Here is a 15,795-nt window from a genome sequence, read left to right as displayed (position 1 = left end):
CAGCTGCAATTGCCTTTGATTTTGTAAGTTTTCTTTATGCTCGGGCATGGCATCATCCCCAAAGAGAAACACTTGTCTGCCAAACAGGGAATCACTTTACCAGCGGGCAACAAATCACCTCAATCAAAATATTCGTAATATCGTAACTTTGAGGGAAAGGTAAAGAAGAAGGAATCACATGCAATTAAAGCGTTTAGAAATCAAGGGTTTCAAAAGTTTTGGCGATAAGGTAACCATCTATTTTGGCGAAGGTGTAACCGGCATTGTAGGGCAAAACGGCTGCGGCAAATCCAACATTGTAGATGCCATCCGTTGGGTACTGGGTGAGCAGAAAACACGGGCGTTGCGTTCCGACAAAATGGAAAATATCATTTTCAATGGCACCAAAAAACGCAAGCCCCTGCAGATGGCGGAGGTGTCGCTTACTTTTCAAAACACCAAAAACCTTTTGCCTACTGAATATACCGAGGTAACTGTCACGCGCCGCTTGTACCGCAGTGGTGAAAGCGAGTATTTGCTTAATGGCGTGCCTTGTCGGTTGAAAGACATCACCAACTTGTTTATGGACACTGGCATAGGACCCGACAGCTACGCCATCATTGAGCTGAAAATGGTAGATGAAATACTCAACGACAAAGAAAACTCGCGCCGCAACCTGTTTGAAGAAGCTGCTGGTATTTCTAAGTTCAAGCTGCGCAAAAAAGAAACCCTATCCAAGCTGGACGACACCCAGCAAAACCTCGACCGGGTAGAAGACCTGCTATTTGAAATTGAAAAAAACCTGAAATCGCTCGAGCGGCAGGCGAAAAAAACAAAACGTTATTATGAACTGAAAGAAGAGTATAAGCAAAAGAGCATTGCGCTGGCACAAAGTAAGACGGCTGCCCGCCGAGAACAGCTCCAGCAAATAGAAAAAGACATTGAGCAAGAGCAAGATAAGCTACAAGGGATTGCCACGGCAGCGGCAGGTTTCGAGGCAGAAGTGGAAGAACTAAAGAACAAACTGCTGCTGCAGGAACGACTGTTGGCGTCGCGCCAAAAAGCCCTCAACGAGCACGTAGCCAGCATACGGCAGTATGAAAACGAAAAGAAACTGAAAGCCGAGCGCCTTAAGTTTCTGCATGAAAAGATAAACACCCTCGAAGACCAATTGCATCAAGACCAAAGCCGCGAAGCAGAGCTGATTGCTGACCTTGAGCGCATCGCCAAAGAAAAAATAAAAACCGAAGAGCAACTGCAAGAGCTAAAACAGCAGTTTGCAGAAGTAAGTGCAGACTATGAGCAGGAAAAAGACAGGGTAGGCAAGCTCAAAGAGCAAATACGTGAGTTGCAGAACCAACTCAAACAAAAAACCGACGCCCTGCGGTTGCTCGAAAAGCAAATAGAAATCAAGCAAACACAAATCTCTTCCATTAAGCAGGCAATCGAGCGCCATTGGCAAAACAAGCAAAGCCAAGATGAAGACCTGATGGAATTGCAGGAAGCCATTGCCGAAGCTAAAATAGAGCGTGAACAAATAGAAGAAGAACTCAAGCAAAAAGAAGCCGAAGAACAAAAGCACCGCGAGCAACTGCACCGTCTCGAGCAGGAGATAGAGGCGCTGCGCGAAAACTTGCGTGTATATCATCGCGAGCGCGATGCCAAGCATCACGAAGCCAAGCTTTTGCAGTCATTGATTGACAATCTGGAGGGATATCCCGAAACCATTCGTTTCTTGCGCAAGTCAGGACAGTGGCAAAGTCAAGCCCCCTTGCTCTCCGAAGTTGTTGCCTGCAATGAAGAGTACAAGTTGGCAATAGAGCGTTACTTAGAACCTTGGTTGAGTCATTTTGTGGTGGAAAGCCCCGCCGAAGCAGGCAGTGCCATCCATCTGCTCGACACGCAGAAGAAAGGAAAAGCTTCTTTCTTTTTGAAAAAAGGACACTTCCCTGTCGTACAAACCGCTTCTTTTTATGGACAAGGAGTAGCAGCATGGGAAGTCATAGAATGCGAAGAACAGTATCGCCCCCTGCTGCAAGCCCTCTTGGCTAATGTGTGGATTGTAGACCAAATGCCCGAAGCCCCACTGCCCGACGGCATCACCTTGGTAAGCCGTGATGGCAAACAACTGCGCTCGGCTTACGTGCTTTCGGGAGGTAGTGTGGGCAGCTTCGAGGGCAAACGCATCGGCAAAGTGAAGGAACTTCATGCCCTGCGCCAGCAGATAGCAACTATAGACCAAAAAATAGCAGAAGAAGAAAAACAACTGCAGGAAAAGCAAGAAGCCCTGCGTGCCTTGCGGCAGCTGAACCATCGCGAACAGCTGCAGCAGCTGCAACGTCAATTGAATGCAGTCAATGAGCGTTATGTGTCTTTGAGTACCCGTTATGAGCAAAAACAACAGCTGTTGGCACAACAAGAAGCCCAAAACCACGAAATGGAAGAACAGCGTCAAATGCTTCAGGAAGAAATAGAAGAATTGATACCTGCCCACGAGCGTTTGAAAAAAGAACAAGAAGATTTGAACGGGCAGCTGCAGGCACTCGAAGAAGAAGAACGCAGTCAAAGTAGCCGCTTTGCTCAAATCAGTGAACGCTACAATGCACTCAAGCTGCAAACTACTCAGCAGCAAAGCCGCCTTGAAAGCCTCGTTCAAGAGCAAGATTTTCGTCAATCTTATTTGGATACTCTGCGTAGCCGCATAAAGAAAAACAGGGAAGAATTGGCGCAGGTGCAGCAGGAAGTACTGAACTTCGAAAACGACCGCCAAGAAAAGGATGACCGTCTGGTGGAAATGTATGAAGAAAAACAACGGCTGGAAGCAGCCGTCAACGAGGCAGAGCGCGACTACTACAAACAGCGTGGCGATATAGACGAATTGGAAAAGAAAATACGGGAGGCTGCAAGGCAAAAGGAACTGCAAAACCATTTGATTCAGCAGCTGCAAAACCGGCGCAATGAACTCAAAATGTCGCTGCTTTCAGTCAAAGAACGAGTATCGGTAGAGTTCAATGTAGAATTGGATACCCTGCCCCCACCACAAGAAGACCTTGACCCCGCCGTGCTCGAGCAGGAAGTAAGCGAACTAAAGCAAAAGCTCGATGGCTTTGGTGCCATCAACCCCATGGCTATGGAGGCTTATCAAGAGATGAAGGAGCGTTACGATTTTATTCAAAGCCAACGCCAAGATTTGTTAGAAGCCAAACAAAGCTTGCTCGATACCATAGACGAAGCTGAACGGGTGGCGCGCGAAAACTTCTTAACTACCTTTGAACAAATACGCCTCAACTTTCAAAAAGTATTTCGCTCGCTCTTTACCCAAGAAGACACTTGCGACCTCGTGCTGACCGACCCCGAAAACCCCTTAGAGTCGCCCATAGAAATCATTGCCAAACCCAAAGGCAAACGCCCCCTTACCATCAATCAGCTGTCGGGAGGCGAAAAGACGCTTACAGCTATCTCACTGCTTTTTGCCATTTACCTCATTAAACCAGCTCCTTTCTGCATTTTCGATGAAGTGGATGCCCCACTCGATGATGCCAACATAGACAAATTCACCAATATCATCCGTGAGTTTTCCAAAGACTCGCAGTTTATCATCGTTACGCACAACAAGCGCACCATGGCTGCTACCGATGTGATGTATGGAGTAACCATGTTGCCCGAAGACCCCGGCGTATCGAAGCTGGTAGCCGTAGATATGCGTGAATTGACGGTTTGAAAGAAAACAAAAAGGGTACCCCTCACGGGGGTCCCCCACTCTATTGCCATACTATCAAATTGGGTGGTAGTGCTATTTTTTTCGCCTTGCCGCGCGCACCGGCTATGATGTAGTATTCTGCTATGTGTTTGTCTGTGAGTGTTTCGAAACTGCTTTTAATACGTGCAATTTTTTCGTGAATCGAATTACTCAATGGGTTACACAATTCTGCCACACTTTTTTCTGCACTTTTCAGGTCGTTGTGTCGGCATACTTGTAAGTAAATGTTCCACAATTCCGTTTTGTAGAGACTCATCTCTTTTAACACAATCCCTTCGGGATGTTGCAGAAACAACAGATACAGCGCCTTGCATAAAGGATTTAACCGAACCAATACTTTGTAATCGACCAATTCAAGGGCATAATCCTGCGTTTTGTGAATAACCAGACGGCTTAATTGTACTGGACAACGATGCAGGGCTTGTTTGATTTCATAGATGGTTTGAGCCCCTAAGGCTTGTGCCAATAGATGCAGTTGACCTGCGCGCTGCAGCGCTCTGATTTGAGCGGCTGTCTGTTCTACGAGGAGATGATGGTTGTTGGTGAAGGTTGTTGCTGTTTTTGGGTTCTAAACTTAAAATGTTCCCAATACAGTACCTGATTACTCGCCCTCACATGGACGAGTACCGCAAAGCATACGCCTGCCCCGGGGCATGGCTTCATAAAAACATGGAAAAATAAATACGAGGTATTAGAAGGCTCTTTGCTTTTTGATTAAGAACAGCACACATAGATACAAAAAAACTAGAAAAAAGGTTTCGTGAAAGGCAAAAAATTAAGATTCTTCCTTCCCCTATTGCCTTGTACAGCAAGCGTGAAAGCTCTATCTTTGTACGCTTCATTGCTTTGGCTAATAAAAACAAGACCATGCAGTTACCAGTAGTTCGAAAACTCTCTATTGTGATTCCTGCCTACAACGAAGGCAAAACTATTCACTACATTTTGGACCGCATCAAATCTGTGCAGCTCATTCACAACATAGAAAAAGAGATTATCATCGTAAACGACTGCTCTACTGATGATACCGAAGAAGCTGTGCAGCGTTATATAAGCAACAACCCCGACTTAAACATACAATACTACAAGCACGAAAAGAATCAAGGCAAGGGCGCTGCCCTGCATACCGGTATTGCCAAAGCTACCGGTGACTATGTGGTAATTCAAGATGCCGATTTGGAGTATGACCCCCACGAATACAACATTTTGCTGCAACCCGTAGTGGACGGGCACGCCGATGTAGTTTATGGTTCGCGCTTTATGGGGGGCAACCCCCACCGCATTTTGTTTTTTTGGCATACCATCGGCAATAAGTTTTTGACTTTCCTTTCTAACATGTTCACCAATCTGAACTTGACAGACATGGAAACCTGCTACAAACTATTTCGGCGGGATATCATCCAAAACATACAACTGAAAGAAAAGCGTTTTGGCTTTGAGCCAGAAGTGACAGCTAAGGTAGCCCGTGTGCCCGGCGTTCGCATCTACGAGGTGGGTATTTCTTACTACGGCAGAACCTACGAAGAAGGAAAAAAAATCAACTGGAAAGACGGCTTCCGTGCTATCTACTGCATTCTGAAATACAACATTTGGGACAGAGATTGATACGATTCCAACCGCTCAGAGGCTTTTCAATGCATCTACGTTGGGCTGTATGGCAATGATTTGCTTTCGGTCTATGTCGTAGCAAAGCAAGTTGCCTGCTTCCTGATTGTCATCGGCAATCACACACCCATTGTCCAGGTTGATTATTGGGGCATTTTCTTCGATGGCTTCTTCTATTTGAAACAAAAGGCGCGGCGTATGTCCGTGTATCAGTTTTTTGCCACGCAACCACTTTTCGGCACCGCGGCTGTCGCGTGTCCACAGCAGTTTGTCGAAAGCAACGAAAGGGTTGCTTTCGTTGCAATCTAAGCCACCATGCACGAGTATGGCAACATCGGTTTCGATAAAAAAAGGCAAATGCAATAAAAAATCGAGTATTTCGGAATCTAAACCGCCGTCATCTGAAAGCAGGTCTTTAGCTTGGTGAAAGAGCAGGTGCTCTTTGAGGCGTTCGGGGCTTTCGAAATACACTTCTAATAGCATCTGCTCGTGATTACCTCTTAACGGATAAACCTCATATCCCTGTTTTTTCAGCTGCATGATAAACTGCAGGGTAGCTTTGCTATGCGGTCCGCGGTCGATGTAGTCTCCTAATAAAAAAAGTTGGTCGTCAGGGCGCAACTGCACCTGTGCAAGCAGGGCTTGCAACGAGTGATAGCAGCCGTGAATGTCGGGAACGACCAAGCGCCGCCCCGTGCCACGCTGAACACAGTAGGCATAGCATAGTGCGTAGGGATAAGAGTGGCGATGCATAAGTGCAGCAGAATGAAGAAGTTGAAAAAGTGCGTCTTTATTTACAAAGATACATTAGATTTGCATATCTTGAAATGCAAACAACAGACTGGTTTATGAGTACGCTTTCTTCGGATAAAATACAAATTGCTGAGCGTGTAGCATGCCTCTCCGAGTCTGCCACATTGGAAATGGCTGCCAAAGCGCGTGAATTGGAGCGCCAAGGCATTGAAGTCATTAAATTGAGCTTGGGAGAACCCGATTTTTATACCCCCGACCATATCAAAGAAGCTGCTAAAAAGGCAATAGACGATAACTTTTCCTTCTATACGCCTGTGCCTGCTTATTTGGAGTTGCGCGAGGCTATCGCTGAAAAGCTGCGTAAAGAAAACAGCCTACCCGCAAAAGCAGAGCAAGTAGTGGTAACGACCGGCGCCAAGCAAGCTCTGATGAATGCCATTTTGTGCTTGGTAAACCCCGGCGATGAAGTGGTCGTCTTTTCCCCCTATTGGGTGAGCTACCTTGCTATGATTGAGCTGGCAGAGGGCAAACCGGTATTTTTGCATGGCGATATTAACAATCAATTTAAAGTAAGCCCTGGACAGCTGCGGGCTGCTCTGAACAATAAAACCAAAGTGGTTTTATATTCTTCGCCTTCCAACCCTACCGGCACAGTTTATTCCAAAGAAGAATTGCGTGCTTTTGCCGATGTATTGCAAGACTACCCCAACGTCATTGTAATTTCCGATGAAATTTATGAATACATCAACTTTACGGGTGAGTATTTCAGCATAGGTGCGTTTGAAGACATGCACGAGCGTGTAGTAACAGTCAACGGCTTTTCCAAAGGCTTTGCCATGACCGGCTGGAGGGTGGGTTATCTGCATGCCCCCGCACCTATAGCCAAGGCATGTATCAAACTGCAAGGGCAGTTCACTTCTGCCACCTGTTCCATAGCCCAAAAAGCTGCCCATGCGGCTATTACAGGCGACCGTGCCCCTATCCATGCTATGAGGCAGGCATTTCAACGGCGGCGCGATTTGGTTTTGAATTTATTGAAAGACATTCCCGGCGTGGGCACTTATGTACCACAAGGGGCTTTTTATATATTTCCCGACGTGAGCAGTTATTTCGGTAAATCTTACCAAGGAAAAACGATTGCCAATGCGCATGACCTGTGCATGTATTTGCTCAATGAAGCCCATGTAGCACTGGTTGCCGGCGACGCTTTCGGTGCCCCCAACTGTATCCGTATTTCTTTCGCTGCTTCTGACGAAGCCCTTACCGAAGCTTTGAAACGAATCAAAGAAAAGCTGGCACTGCTTCAGTAAATGAGGCAAGAAAGGAGGCGTGGCAAGTAGTATGAATAAACAGAAAGTAGAGGCATTATTTGAGCGTTTCCAAGGCATGCGTGTGCTCATTGTGGGCGATGTGATGATAGACTCGTACTTGTGGGGGCAGGCAACGCGCATTTCGCCCGAAGCACCCGTGCCTGTGGTGAATGTAAAAAAAAGAGAGTGGCGTTTGGGTGGAGCTGCCAATGTGGCACTGAATGTGAAGGCACTAGGAGCAGTGCCTATGCTGTGTGGTATATTGGGTAACGATACCGAAGCCGAGCGCTTTGTAAGCTTGATGCAAAGCGAGGGATTGGATACAAGCGGTTTGATGCAAGTAGATGACCGCCCTACAACCATCAAGCATCGCATTTTGGCAGGCAGTCAACAACTTTTGCGGGTCGATACTGAAGAGGACCGTCCTTTGAATGAGGTGCAGAATGAGCAATTTCGCCAGCATATAGCCCCTTTGCTCACTCAGGTCGATGTAGTGATATTTGAAGATTACGACAAGGGGTGCATAACCCCTCCTCTGATAGAATGGCTGATTGCCGAAGCTCACAAGAGAGGAGTGAAAGTAAGCGTGGACCCCAAAAAGCGCAATTTCTTTGCTTATCGTGGGGTAGATTTATTTAAACCCAATCTCAAAGAGCTGAAAGAGGCAATGGCGGCAGAGATAGAACCTCTGTCGGAAGCATTTAAAGAAACAGTAAAACTACTGCGGCAACGTCTGCAAGTTCCCCATTTGATGACCACCCTTTCGGAAAAAGGCATATACTGGCAATCGAATGAAGGAGAATGGCATGTGCCAGCTCATGTGCGCAGTATTGCCGATGTCTCGGGTGCTGGTGATACAGTCATTGCTGTAGCTTCGCTTTGTTTGGCATTGGGCTTGGCGCCCTACCCTACGGCAGCACTGGCAAACTTAGCTGGCGGGCTTGTGTGTGAATATCCGGGTGTGGTGCCCGTGCCGCGCCTGCGTTTTATGGAAGAGGCAAGCCGGCAACTGACCGTGTGGGAGGAAGTGGAGTTTTCGCCATGATACGAACAAATGCTTTTTTAAGATGAAACGGTGGAGTAAAGAGGCGGTAGAGCGCTTTCGTTCCTTTGTTTACGAAACCGCTGCCGATGCCACGTTAGTTATCCGTGCACTCTCTATAGTCAATGCTTTGTTGGCTATTGTGCTTTTGGTGATTGCTTATGGTTTTTATTTGAGTGAAATAGAAAAAGAACTAGTCTTTGCGTTCTTCGATATTGTCTTTGCACTTTTTATAGTGCTCTATGTTGCCAAGCTGATTTATTCAGAGGACTGGCGCCGTTTTATTTGGAGGCATTGGTACGAATCCTTGCTGGTTGTGTTTTTGCTCGTTAATGTTCTGCTGAGTGTAGTACTGCAAAAAAAGCTGTTGTCCGAACTGGCAATTTTCTTAGAATGGGAGAGCCCCCGTGCTTTTTATGAGCTTGTGTTGTCTTCTTACTTGCTTTTGTGGCTCTTTTTGGAAATAGGGCGTAGTGCTCGCCTTCTTTCCCGTTTCAATGTCAAGCCCTCTATCCTCTTTTTGTTGAGTTTTTTGCTGCTGATAGCCATCGGTACGGGTCTGCTGATGTTGCCTACCTTTACGCAAGGCACCGGAAGCATGCCTTTTCTTGACGCTTTGTTTACAGCGACCAGTGCTACCTGCGTAACCGGACTTATTGTAGTGGATACCGCTACCTATTTCACTCTAAAAGGGCAAATGGTTATCCTGGTATTGATGCAATTGGGAGGTATCGGCATTGTTACCTTCGCCACTTTTTTTGTGTTGTTTGCCCAAGACCGTGTGGAGATACGCCATCAGTCATTGCTTCAGGATATTTTGAGTACTGAAAACTTGAAAAGCAGCGTCATCTTGTTGCGCCAAATCTTTACGTTTACTTTTTTGTTCGAAGGCTTGGGGGCTTTGTTTATTTTTTGGGCTTGGGGTAGCCAAGTTTCTTTTGAAAGCACTGGGCAAAAGATTTTTTACTCTGTTTTTCACGCTGTGTCTGCTTTTTGCAATGCTGGCTTCAGTCTTTTTTCCAACGGTCTTTATGAAGAAGAAGTACGTTCGGCATACATGCTTCATTTGGTGGTTGCATGCATCATTATTTTAGGGGGGATTGGCTTCGGCACGTGGAATGACTTTTCGATTAGACGTCTGCGAGAACGTTTGGAAAAGCCTTGGAAAGACTGGCGCATAAGTACCAAAATAGTGGTTTATACCACTTTGTTTTTGCTGCTTACGGGTACTATCGTTTTTTACCTGCTTGAACGTCAAGCCTTGTTGCGCAACATGAACACTATGGAGGCACTTATAACCTCTTTTTTTCAGTCGGTAACCACACGTACCGCTGGCTTTAACACCGTCGATTTGAGCCAGATGCAAGTGCCCACTGTTTTGATGTTTATAGGTTTAATGTTTATTGGGGCTTCGCCGGCATCCACGGGGGGGGGTATCAAAACAACCACCATTACAGTCTTGTTTTTTGCTATGATAGACAGCATACGAGGTAAAAAAGATTTGGAGCTGGGGCGGCGTCGCATTGCACCGGAGGTGATATCCAAAGCCTATACAGTTTTTATTGTAGCGGTCGTTTACAACTTTCTGGCTATTTTCTTTTTAAGTATCACCGACCCCACGCTGCCCATCTTGTCGCTGATATTTGAACAGGTGTCTGCTTTTGCCACTGTGGGGCTTAGTTTGGGTATTACTGCTAAACTTTCTGCTGCAGGCAAGTGTATCATCATCCTGTCCATGTATTTAGGTCGGGTAGGTACACTCACGCTGGCACTGGCTTTGAGTACCAAGGTGATTAGTACCAACTATGGCTATCCTACAGAATATGTGATGGTTGGATAATTGCTCACTGTAAGAAAAAAAGCGCTTTTCCGTAGAAGCGCTTGACGTGAATTGAATGAATTTAGAAGCAATTAGCGTTTCATAGAAAGCAGCTGCATTTTCATTTGAATCAGGCGCCGTTCTATGTAGGGCACTTGTTCCATCTCGTTTTCTACATGTTGCTCTAGCTTGCTGAAATCAAATTGTAAACTGAATTTAAGGCGTATAAGCCGGTCTATTTCTCCCTCGGTCTTTTCGGAGTTAAGACGAAGTGCCTTCTGTATAATGAGTTTTTCAATGAGTAAAACAGCTTTTTCGGTAGGCTCTTCTGTTTGTGGTAATGTTTGGTTTATGGCATCGAGCGCCTCGACATACAACTTTTTTAAGATGAGTTGCTCTACGGCTTTCATGTCGCTTAATTCTTGATAGGCTTCTTTTTCTGCCGGACGCTCTTGAGTTTGTGCTGCTGTGTTTTCTGTGCTTGCCACGGCTGTGGCAGGCAGCATTTGTTCCGTGTTCGTTTTCTTTTGAATAAGGTGCAATGCTTCTTGGATAAGAAGTTCTTCTATGAAGCTTTCTTCGGGCTCGTCTTGAACGATGGCTTCAAAAGCTCGTGCTTTACGGGAAATGGTTGCTTGTGGTGTAACCGTTTGCGGTTCGCTTGGCATGGCTGTTGGTGAGGTTACTTTTTGTTTTGATTGCGGAGTATCAACAGTAGTTTGCCAGATTTGCCCGCTTTGGTTTTGCAAATTTCGCACAACATATTCTACAAATACTTCTCTCAAATCTTCGAATTGCTTGCGCAGCTGGTTGTTCTGGCGAATGATGAGTGCATAATCGGAATTGTTGGTAATCATCTCGAGGCGCTGAAGGATGCGTTCATAAAGCTCTCTGTTGTGCTCGGCAAGGCTCTTGTTTTTCAAGTTTAGCCACATAATCCACAAACTCATGACTATCACCACAGCCAATAAAGCTGCGCCGTAAACAAAGTGTATTTGCAATGCATCCATAAATGATTTCTTTTTATTGTAACTTTTTGAGGAAAAGTCTATTTTAATGAAACTAAAACTGCTGATTTATAGCCTTTTACTCAATACAAATGTATAAAGAAAGCTTGTAAAAAAGAAAAAAATGTATAAAAATCTCAAGCTTTTTATTTAGGATGACATTGAGTAGAGCGATTTTTTCTTAGAAAGGCTTCTCTATTGTTGTTTTTTGATGAGAATGTGTGTAGCAAAGAAATGTTTGGAGGTAGTAAAAGACGCGGTGCAGTGAAAAAAGGGTATACAATCTGACGGAAGGTGGGATTTTGTCGCTCGGAGCTTTCTTTTTGTCATTTCGAGAATGAGCGAGCAACTTCTTTGAGTTTTTGCCACTTGAGGGATTGAGATTTCGCCTCTTCGATATGGCAGCTGTTAGCAGTATTGTGTTGAAAGAGCATTTTTCTTTGAGTAGCACACTTAAAAAGAAAACAGCTTGTGGGTAGTAAAACAAGTCGTCGAGGCGACGCAATAGGTTGTTTATAAGTTATTGTCTTTGAACCAGGAAGCGTATAGAGGGTAGTTATTGGCTATTCGACTGATTTCGGCTGCTTTGTCTCCGGCAGCTTTGATGAAGCGTGCCGGGTTACCTGCCCATATGGTACCGGCTTCTACTACGGCGCCCGAGAGTACTACAGCTCCAGCCCCTATGATGGCGTTGCTGTGAATGACGGCTCCGTCCATGATGATAGCGCCCATACCAATGAGCACATTGTCATGAATGGTGCATCCATGAACAATGGCATTGTGCCCTATGGATACCCGGTTGCCTATGATGGTTTGGGTGCGCTCGTAAGTGCAATGGATAACGGCGCCATCTTGTATGTTGCAATAGTCGCCAATACGTATGCTGTTGACATCGCCCCGTATCACGGCATTGAACCACACACTGCAATGATTGCCAAGCACCACATCGCCTACGATGGTAGCATTCGGAGCTATGAAGCAATCTTTGCCCCATTGAGGCGAGTGCCCGCGTACATCCATGATGAGCGCCATAAGATCAAATTATTTCACTGTTTGTTTTTCGAGGTTGAACAGGTCGTTCAACACATCAACCAGCGTTTCTGCTTCCCCTCGTTTACAAGCAGCTTTCAACTGAAGCACCGGTAGCTGTATGATTTTCTGAATCATGCTTTTGGTTACTTGCTCTATCACCTCTCTTTCTTTTTCGTCGAGGTGCTTGAGATACTTGGCTATTTCTTTCTGCCGAATTTCCTCCAGCGCATTTTTCAGTTTTTTGATGGTAGGCGACACTTCCATTTCCTTAGACCAATCCTCAAATTCAGCCAAGCCTTCTTCCATGAGCGCACGCACTTGCGGAATGGCGCTTTTGCGGGCTTCAATGGATTCTTGTACGCGCCGGCTGATGTCATCTACATTATACACCACCATGCCCGGTAAGTCTTCCACTTCTTTGGCTACACTGCGTGGAATGGCAAGGTCTATAAAGTATTTGAAAGAGGCAAATGGCGAAAGGGCAGCTACGCGCTCTTTGCTGAACAAAGGCTGTGACATGCCTACTGATGAAATGATGATGTCAGCTTTCTGCAGACATTCGTCCAGCTTTTCAAAGGGTTCGGCACGAAAACCGGTTTCTTTTGCCAATTCAAGTGCTTTTTCGTAGGTGCGGTTGGTGATGATGACCTCTCCTATCGGTCTGCCTACGAGGTTGCGACACACATCGGCACCTATTTCACCTACACCTACCACCAATATAACCGGCTCGTGAATGGCAGTACTGATTTCATCGGCAATTTCCACAGCAGCGTAGGAAGTAGAGGCAGCACCGTCATGGAAAGCGGTTTGTTGTACTACTTTTTTATTGACAAAAAAGATAGTATGCATCAGACGGTGTAAAAACGGACCTGCCATGTTGAGGTCGGCAGCCCATTGATAGGCTTTCTTTACCTGATTGATGATTTGCAAGTCGCCCAGTACTTGCGAATCCAAGCCCAGCGCTACTTCAAAAAGATGGCGCACCGCCTCTTTTTGGTCGCTGATATGTGAAAAATACTGTTTATCTTGCTCTATGGGGTAGTTTTTCAACATGCCCAAGGCATAGAACAGCAGGGCTTCTTGTGGTTTGTCCGAAGAGTAGTATATTTCTGTACGGTTACAAGTAGAAAGCACCATGGCTTCTTGCAAGCCTTGTTCATGGAGCATCTGCAACAACTGCTTGGCTTCTGCCTCGTTGAATGCATAACGCTCACGCACTTCTACGGGGGCTGTGTGGTAAGTAAGTGTTAGTGCTTTGAAACCGTATAGCATTTTTTCAAGTTTTGATTATTGCAAAATTAGCGTTTAATTCACAATGAGCTAAATGATTATAGTCAGTAAGTTGAAATTTAGAAAGATTCTAAATAAGTGAATTGACTGCCTCCATGATGGATATCTATAAACATAAGTCGGAGTTTAAGGTATTGGTTTTTGTCATAGCCCTTTTGATAGGAGGTGTATCGCTGTATTATACCGATACACTCGTAAAAAAACTGGTAGAGCGAGAAAAGGAGCAAATAGAGCTTTATGCTTCTGCTTTGCGTTTCACCTTAGACCCCGAAAACAACGAACCGCTTACTTTCATTTTTGATGAAATCATTAAATCGAACCAGCATATTCCGGTCATTCTTACTGACCATGAGGAAAATATCATCACCTACAAGAACATAGATATACCGCCGGGAGTTTCGCCGGAGCGAAAAGAGCGTATTTTGCAGCGAGAGCTGGAAATCATGAAGCAGGAACACCCGCCTATCATCGTGGAATATGAGGTGGGGGCACCTACACATAATAAAATTTACTACCGCAATTCCGATTTGATTTACCAATTGCGCTGGTATCCTTATGCTCAGTTGAGTGTGATTGCCATTTTTGGTTTTTTGACCTATTTGGCATTTTCCTACTCGCGCAAGGCAGAGCAAAACCGAATATGGGTAGGTTTGGCAAAAGAAACTGCCCATCAATTGGGTACCCCCATCTCTTCGCTCATGGCTTGGATAGAGCTTTTGAAGCATGACGAACAATTTAAGAATCATGAGGTATTGGGTGAGCTTGAGAAAGACATCAAGCGTTTGCAAATCACTACCGAGCGTTTTTCGAATATTGGTTCTAAACCCACCTTTAAACCCGAAGACCCTTACGAGGTAGTAAAAGAAATCGTTGATTACCTGCGCCCGCGCATCTCGCCTAAGATAGAAATGGAGGTGGTTAACTATACCTTGCAAGGCACAAGAGTATTGATGAACCGGCATCTGTTTCAGTGGGTGATTGAAAACCTCTGCAAAAACGCAGTCGATGCCATGAACGGGGCAGGAAAGATAGAAATTAAGCTAAAAGTAACTGCCAACCATAAAAAGACCATCATAGATGTAACCGACACGGGCAAGGGAATTCCAAAATCGAAATTCAAGAAGATATTTGCGCCGGGCTATACAACTAAAAAAAGAGGTTGGGGCTTGGGACTCACCTTAGCCAAGCGTATTGTAGAGAACTACCATAAGGGGCGTATTTTTGTGAAGGCTTCCGAAATAGACAAAGGAACCAAGTTTCGTATCATCTTGCCCAACCAGCAAACCGAAGGGGTAGAATCATACGAACTTGTGAATAAGAAGAATCCTTTACGCAAAGTGTTGGAATCTTTGGAAAAAGGTAATTCTTTAAGTGAAAAGGATTAGTTGGAAGAGAAGATGAGGGGCAGATATCGCCGTTTAATCTCTTGCTCTAAGCGCAAGGCTTTGGGAAAGAGCACTTCATTTTCAAGTCGTGCATGCAGATGTAGTTCCCGGTCAAAGTCGGCAAGCGCCGACAAAACCACTACAAGGTCAGTGGGGGCTTTATCAGGAATGTGGTAGTTATGGGTCAGGCGGCGAATACCCCGCATTTCATCGTCGTGACTATCATGGTCAATGGCAAAGCTGCCTACATGGGTTTGCTGCATTTTTAAAACCAATTCTGGGGAAAGCCCCGAAGACGCCTTGGCTTGCAGCAGCAAATCGATGTAATAAAAAAAGTGGTCTTCTTCTTCGTGAATGTGCAAAACAAATTCTTCGGTAAAGAGAGGAAAAAGCACTTTTAAATCTTCTATCAAGTCTTTGTAGGAAGGTAAAACCGGCAGCGCTTCGATAAGTTCTGCCATAAAAGGCAGCCGTTCGCGAACAAAAAGACGGTGTGCGTGGCGCAGATAATCCAGCAAAAACTCAATACTGCACGATTTAGCCTCCTGTATCGACAGCTCTCGGAATAGCTTGTGATAATCCAAGAAGAAGGAAGAAATGTGTTGTTCATTCCATGAATGACGCTGGCACAACTCTGCTACGGTAGTGTGCGGATGCTCAAAAAAACGAATGCCCAGATGGCGCAATGCCATGGCATAAACGTAGTTGCTTCGCACCAGTTGTTCTATGGTTATATGCAGCAGCATGATTCTGTTTTACATGAGAAGGATGAAGAAAGCAAAAGCTAATTTAACAAAAAGTATGAAAATACCACTT

12 protein-coding genes are annotated in these 15,795 nt (G+C 45.3%); 6 read left to right on the top strand and 6 right to left on the bottom strand.

Going from position 1 to position 15,795, the window contains the following annotated elements:
• Positions 1-178 precede the first annotated feature (178 nt).
• A complete protein-coding gene (gene smc / locus FHS56_RS09370; protein ID WP_166920030.1) occupies positions 179-3,700 on the top strand; it encodes a chromosome segregation protein SMC in 3,522 nt (1,173 codons plus the stop codon).
• A gap of 40 nt (positions 3,701-3,740) precedes the next feature.
• Here the strand turns inward: smc and FHS56_RS09365 are convergent, their stop codons facing one another.
• Positions 3,741-4,205 (bottom strand): hypothetical protein, encoded by a 465-nt coding sequence (locus FHS56_RS09365; RefSeq protein ID WP_166920027.1) that lies wholly within the window; start codon positions 4,203-4,205, stop codon positions 3,741-3,743.
• A gap of 401 nt (positions 4,206-4,606) precedes the next feature.
• Here FHS56_RS09365 and FHS56_RS09360 point away from each other — a divergent pair, with 401 nt between their 5' ends.
• Positions 4,607-5,341 carry a glycosyltransferase family 2 protein gene (locus FHS56_RS09360; protein ID WP_166920025.1) on the top strand — a complete coding sequence of 245 codons (735 nt, stop codon included), beginning with the start codon at positions 4,607-4,609 and terminating at the stop codon, positions 5,339-5,341.
• 15 nt (positions 5,342-5,356) lie between these two features.
• On the opposite strand, the gene FHS56_RS09355 is transcribed toward FHS56_RS09360, so the two are convergent.
• Positions 5,357-6,094 carry a metallophosphoesterase family protein gene (locus FHS56_RS09355; RefSeq protein ID WP_166920023.1) on the bottom strand — a complete coding sequence of 246 codons (738 nt, stop codon included), beginning with the start codon at positions 6,092-6,094 and terminating at the stop codon, positions 5,357-5,359.
• 95 nt (positions 6,095-6,189) lie between these two features.
• Here FHS56_RS09355 and FHS56_RS09350 point away from each other — a divergent pair, with 95 nt between their 5' ends.
• Genes FHS56_RS09350 through FHS56_RS09340 form a run of 3 tightly spaced genes read left to right on the top strand, consistent with a single transcriptional unit; the run spans position 6,190 to position 10,286 of the window.
• Positions 6,190-7,404 (top strand): pyridoxal phosphate-dependent aminotransferase, encoded by a 1,215-nt coding sequence (locus FHS56_RS09350; protein ID WP_166920021.1) that lies wholly within the window; start codon positions 6,190-6,192, stop codon positions 7,402-7,404.
• A 31-nt stretch (positions 7,405-7,435) separates the two neighbouring features.
• On the top strand, positions 7,436-8,449 hold the full coding sequence (locus tag FHS56_RS09345) for a bifunctional heptose 7-phosphate kinase/heptose 1-phosphate adenyltransferase (RefSeq protein WP_166920019.1): 1,014 nt from the start codon (positions 7,436-7,438) through the stop codon (positions 8,447-8,449).
• 22 nt (positions 8,450-8,471) lie between these two features.
• Entirely contained in the window at positions 8,472-10,286 is a 1,815-nt protein-coding gene (locus tag FHS56_RS09340; RefSeq protein ID WP_166920017.1) for a TrkH family potassium uptake protein, read from the top strand.
• 71 nt (positions 10,287-10,357) lie between these two features.
• Here the strand turns inward: FHS56_RS09340 and FHS56_RS09335 are convergent, their stop codons facing one another.
• The 3 genes from FHS56_RS09335 to hemA form a co-directional block, all read right to left on the bottom strand.
• On the bottom strand, positions 10,358-11,275 hold the full coding sequence (locus FHS56_RS09335) for a hypothetical protein (protein WP_166920015.1): 918 nt from the start codon (positions 11,273-11,275) through the stop codon (positions 10,358-10,360).
• A 510-nt stretch (positions 11,276-11,785) separates the two neighbouring features.
• On the bottom strand, positions 11,786-12,304 hold the full coding sequence (locus tag FHS56_RS09330; protein WP_166920013.1) for a gamma carbonic anhydrase family protein: 519 nt from the start codon (positions 12,302-12,304) through the stop codon (positions 11,786-11,788).
• A 9-nt stretch (positions 12,305-12,313) separates the two neighbouring features.
• On the bottom strand, positions 12,314-13,576 hold the full coding sequence (gene hemA, locus FHS56_RS09325) for a glutamyl-tRNA reductase (RefSeq protein ID WP_166920011.1): 1,263 nt from the start codon (positions 13,574-13,576) through the stop codon (positions 12,314-12,316).
• Positions 13,577-13,689: 113 nt separating this feature from the next.
• On the opposite strand from hemA, the gene FHS56_RS09320 reads away from it, so the two are divergent.
• Complete coding sequence (locus FHS56_RS09320) at positions 13,690-14,979, top strand: sensor histidine kinase (RefSeq protein ID WP_243844196.1); 1,290 nt, start codon at positions 13,690-13,692, stop codon at positions 14,977-14,979.
• On the opposite strand, the gene FHS56_RS09315 is transcribed toward FHS56_RS09320, so the two are convergent.
• A complete protein-coding gene (locus FHS56_RS09315; RefSeq protein ID WP_166920009.1) occupies positions 14,976-15,725 on the bottom strand; it encodes an iron-sulfur cluster repair di-iron protein in 750 nt (249 codons plus the stop codon). The genes FHS56_RS09320 and FHS56_RS09315 overlap by 4 nt on opposite strands.
• Positions 15,726-15,795: the final 70 nt, after the last annotated feature.

The organism is Thermonema lapsum (assembly GCF_011761635.1).
In the GTDB taxonomy this organism is placed as follows: domain Bacteria; phylum Bacteroidota; class Bacteroidia; order Cytophagales; family Thermonemataceae; genus Thermonema; species Thermonema lapsum.
The sequence above is the reverse complement of the archived record's forward strand: the minus strand, read 5'-3'. Positions and strand labels throughout refer to the sequence as shown.

What these genes read in the sequence shown, in the direction of transcription:
- smc (WP_166920030.1), top strand. Translation starts at nt 179, where the DNA reads ATGCAATTAAAGCGTTTAGAAATCAAGGGTTTCAAAAGTTTTGGCGAT.
- FHS56_RS09360 (WP_166920025.1), top strand. Translation starts at nt 4,607, where the DNA reads ATGCAGTTACCAGTAGTTCGAAAACTCTCTATTGTGATTCCTGCCTAC.
- FHS56_RS09355 (WP_166920023.1), bottom strand. Translation starts at nt 6,094, where the DNA reads ATGCATCGCCACTCTTATCCCTACGCACTATGCTATGCCTACTGTGTT.
- FHS56_RS09350 (WP_166920021.1), top strand. Translation starts at nt 6,190, where the DNA reads ATGAGTACGCTTTCTTCGGATAAAATACAAATTGCTGAGCGTGTAGCA.
- FHS56_RS09345 (WP_166920019.1), top strand. Translation starts at nt 7,436, where the DNA reads ATGAATAAACAGAAAGTAGAGGCATTATTTGAGCGTTTCCAAGGCATG.
- FHS56_RS09340 (WP_166920017.1), top strand. Translation starts at nt 8,472, where the DNA reads ATGAAACGGTGGAGTAAAGAGGCGGTAGAGCGCTTTCGTTCCTTTGTT.
- FHS56_RS09335 (WP_166920015.1), bottom strand. Translation starts at nt 11,275, where the DNA reads ATGGATGCATTGCAAATACACTTTGTTTACGGCGCAGCTTTATTGGCT.
- FHS56_RS09330 (WP_166920013.1), bottom strand. Translation starts at nt 12,304, where the DNA reads ATGGCGCTCATCATGGATGTACGCGGGCACTCGCCTCAATGGGGCAAA.
- hemA (WP_166920011.1), bottom strand. Translation starts at nt 13,576, where the DNA reads ATGCTATACGGTTTCAAAGCACTAACACTTACTTACCACACAGCCCCC.
- FHS56_RS09320 (WP_243844196.1), top strand. Translation starts at nt 13,690, where the DNA reads ATGATGGATATCTATAAACATAAGTCGGAGTTTAAGGTATTGGTTTTT.
- FHS56_RS09315 (WP_166920009.1), bottom strand. Translation starts at nt 15,725, where the DNA reads ATGCTGCTGCATATAACCATAGAACAACTGGTGCGAAGCAACTACGTT.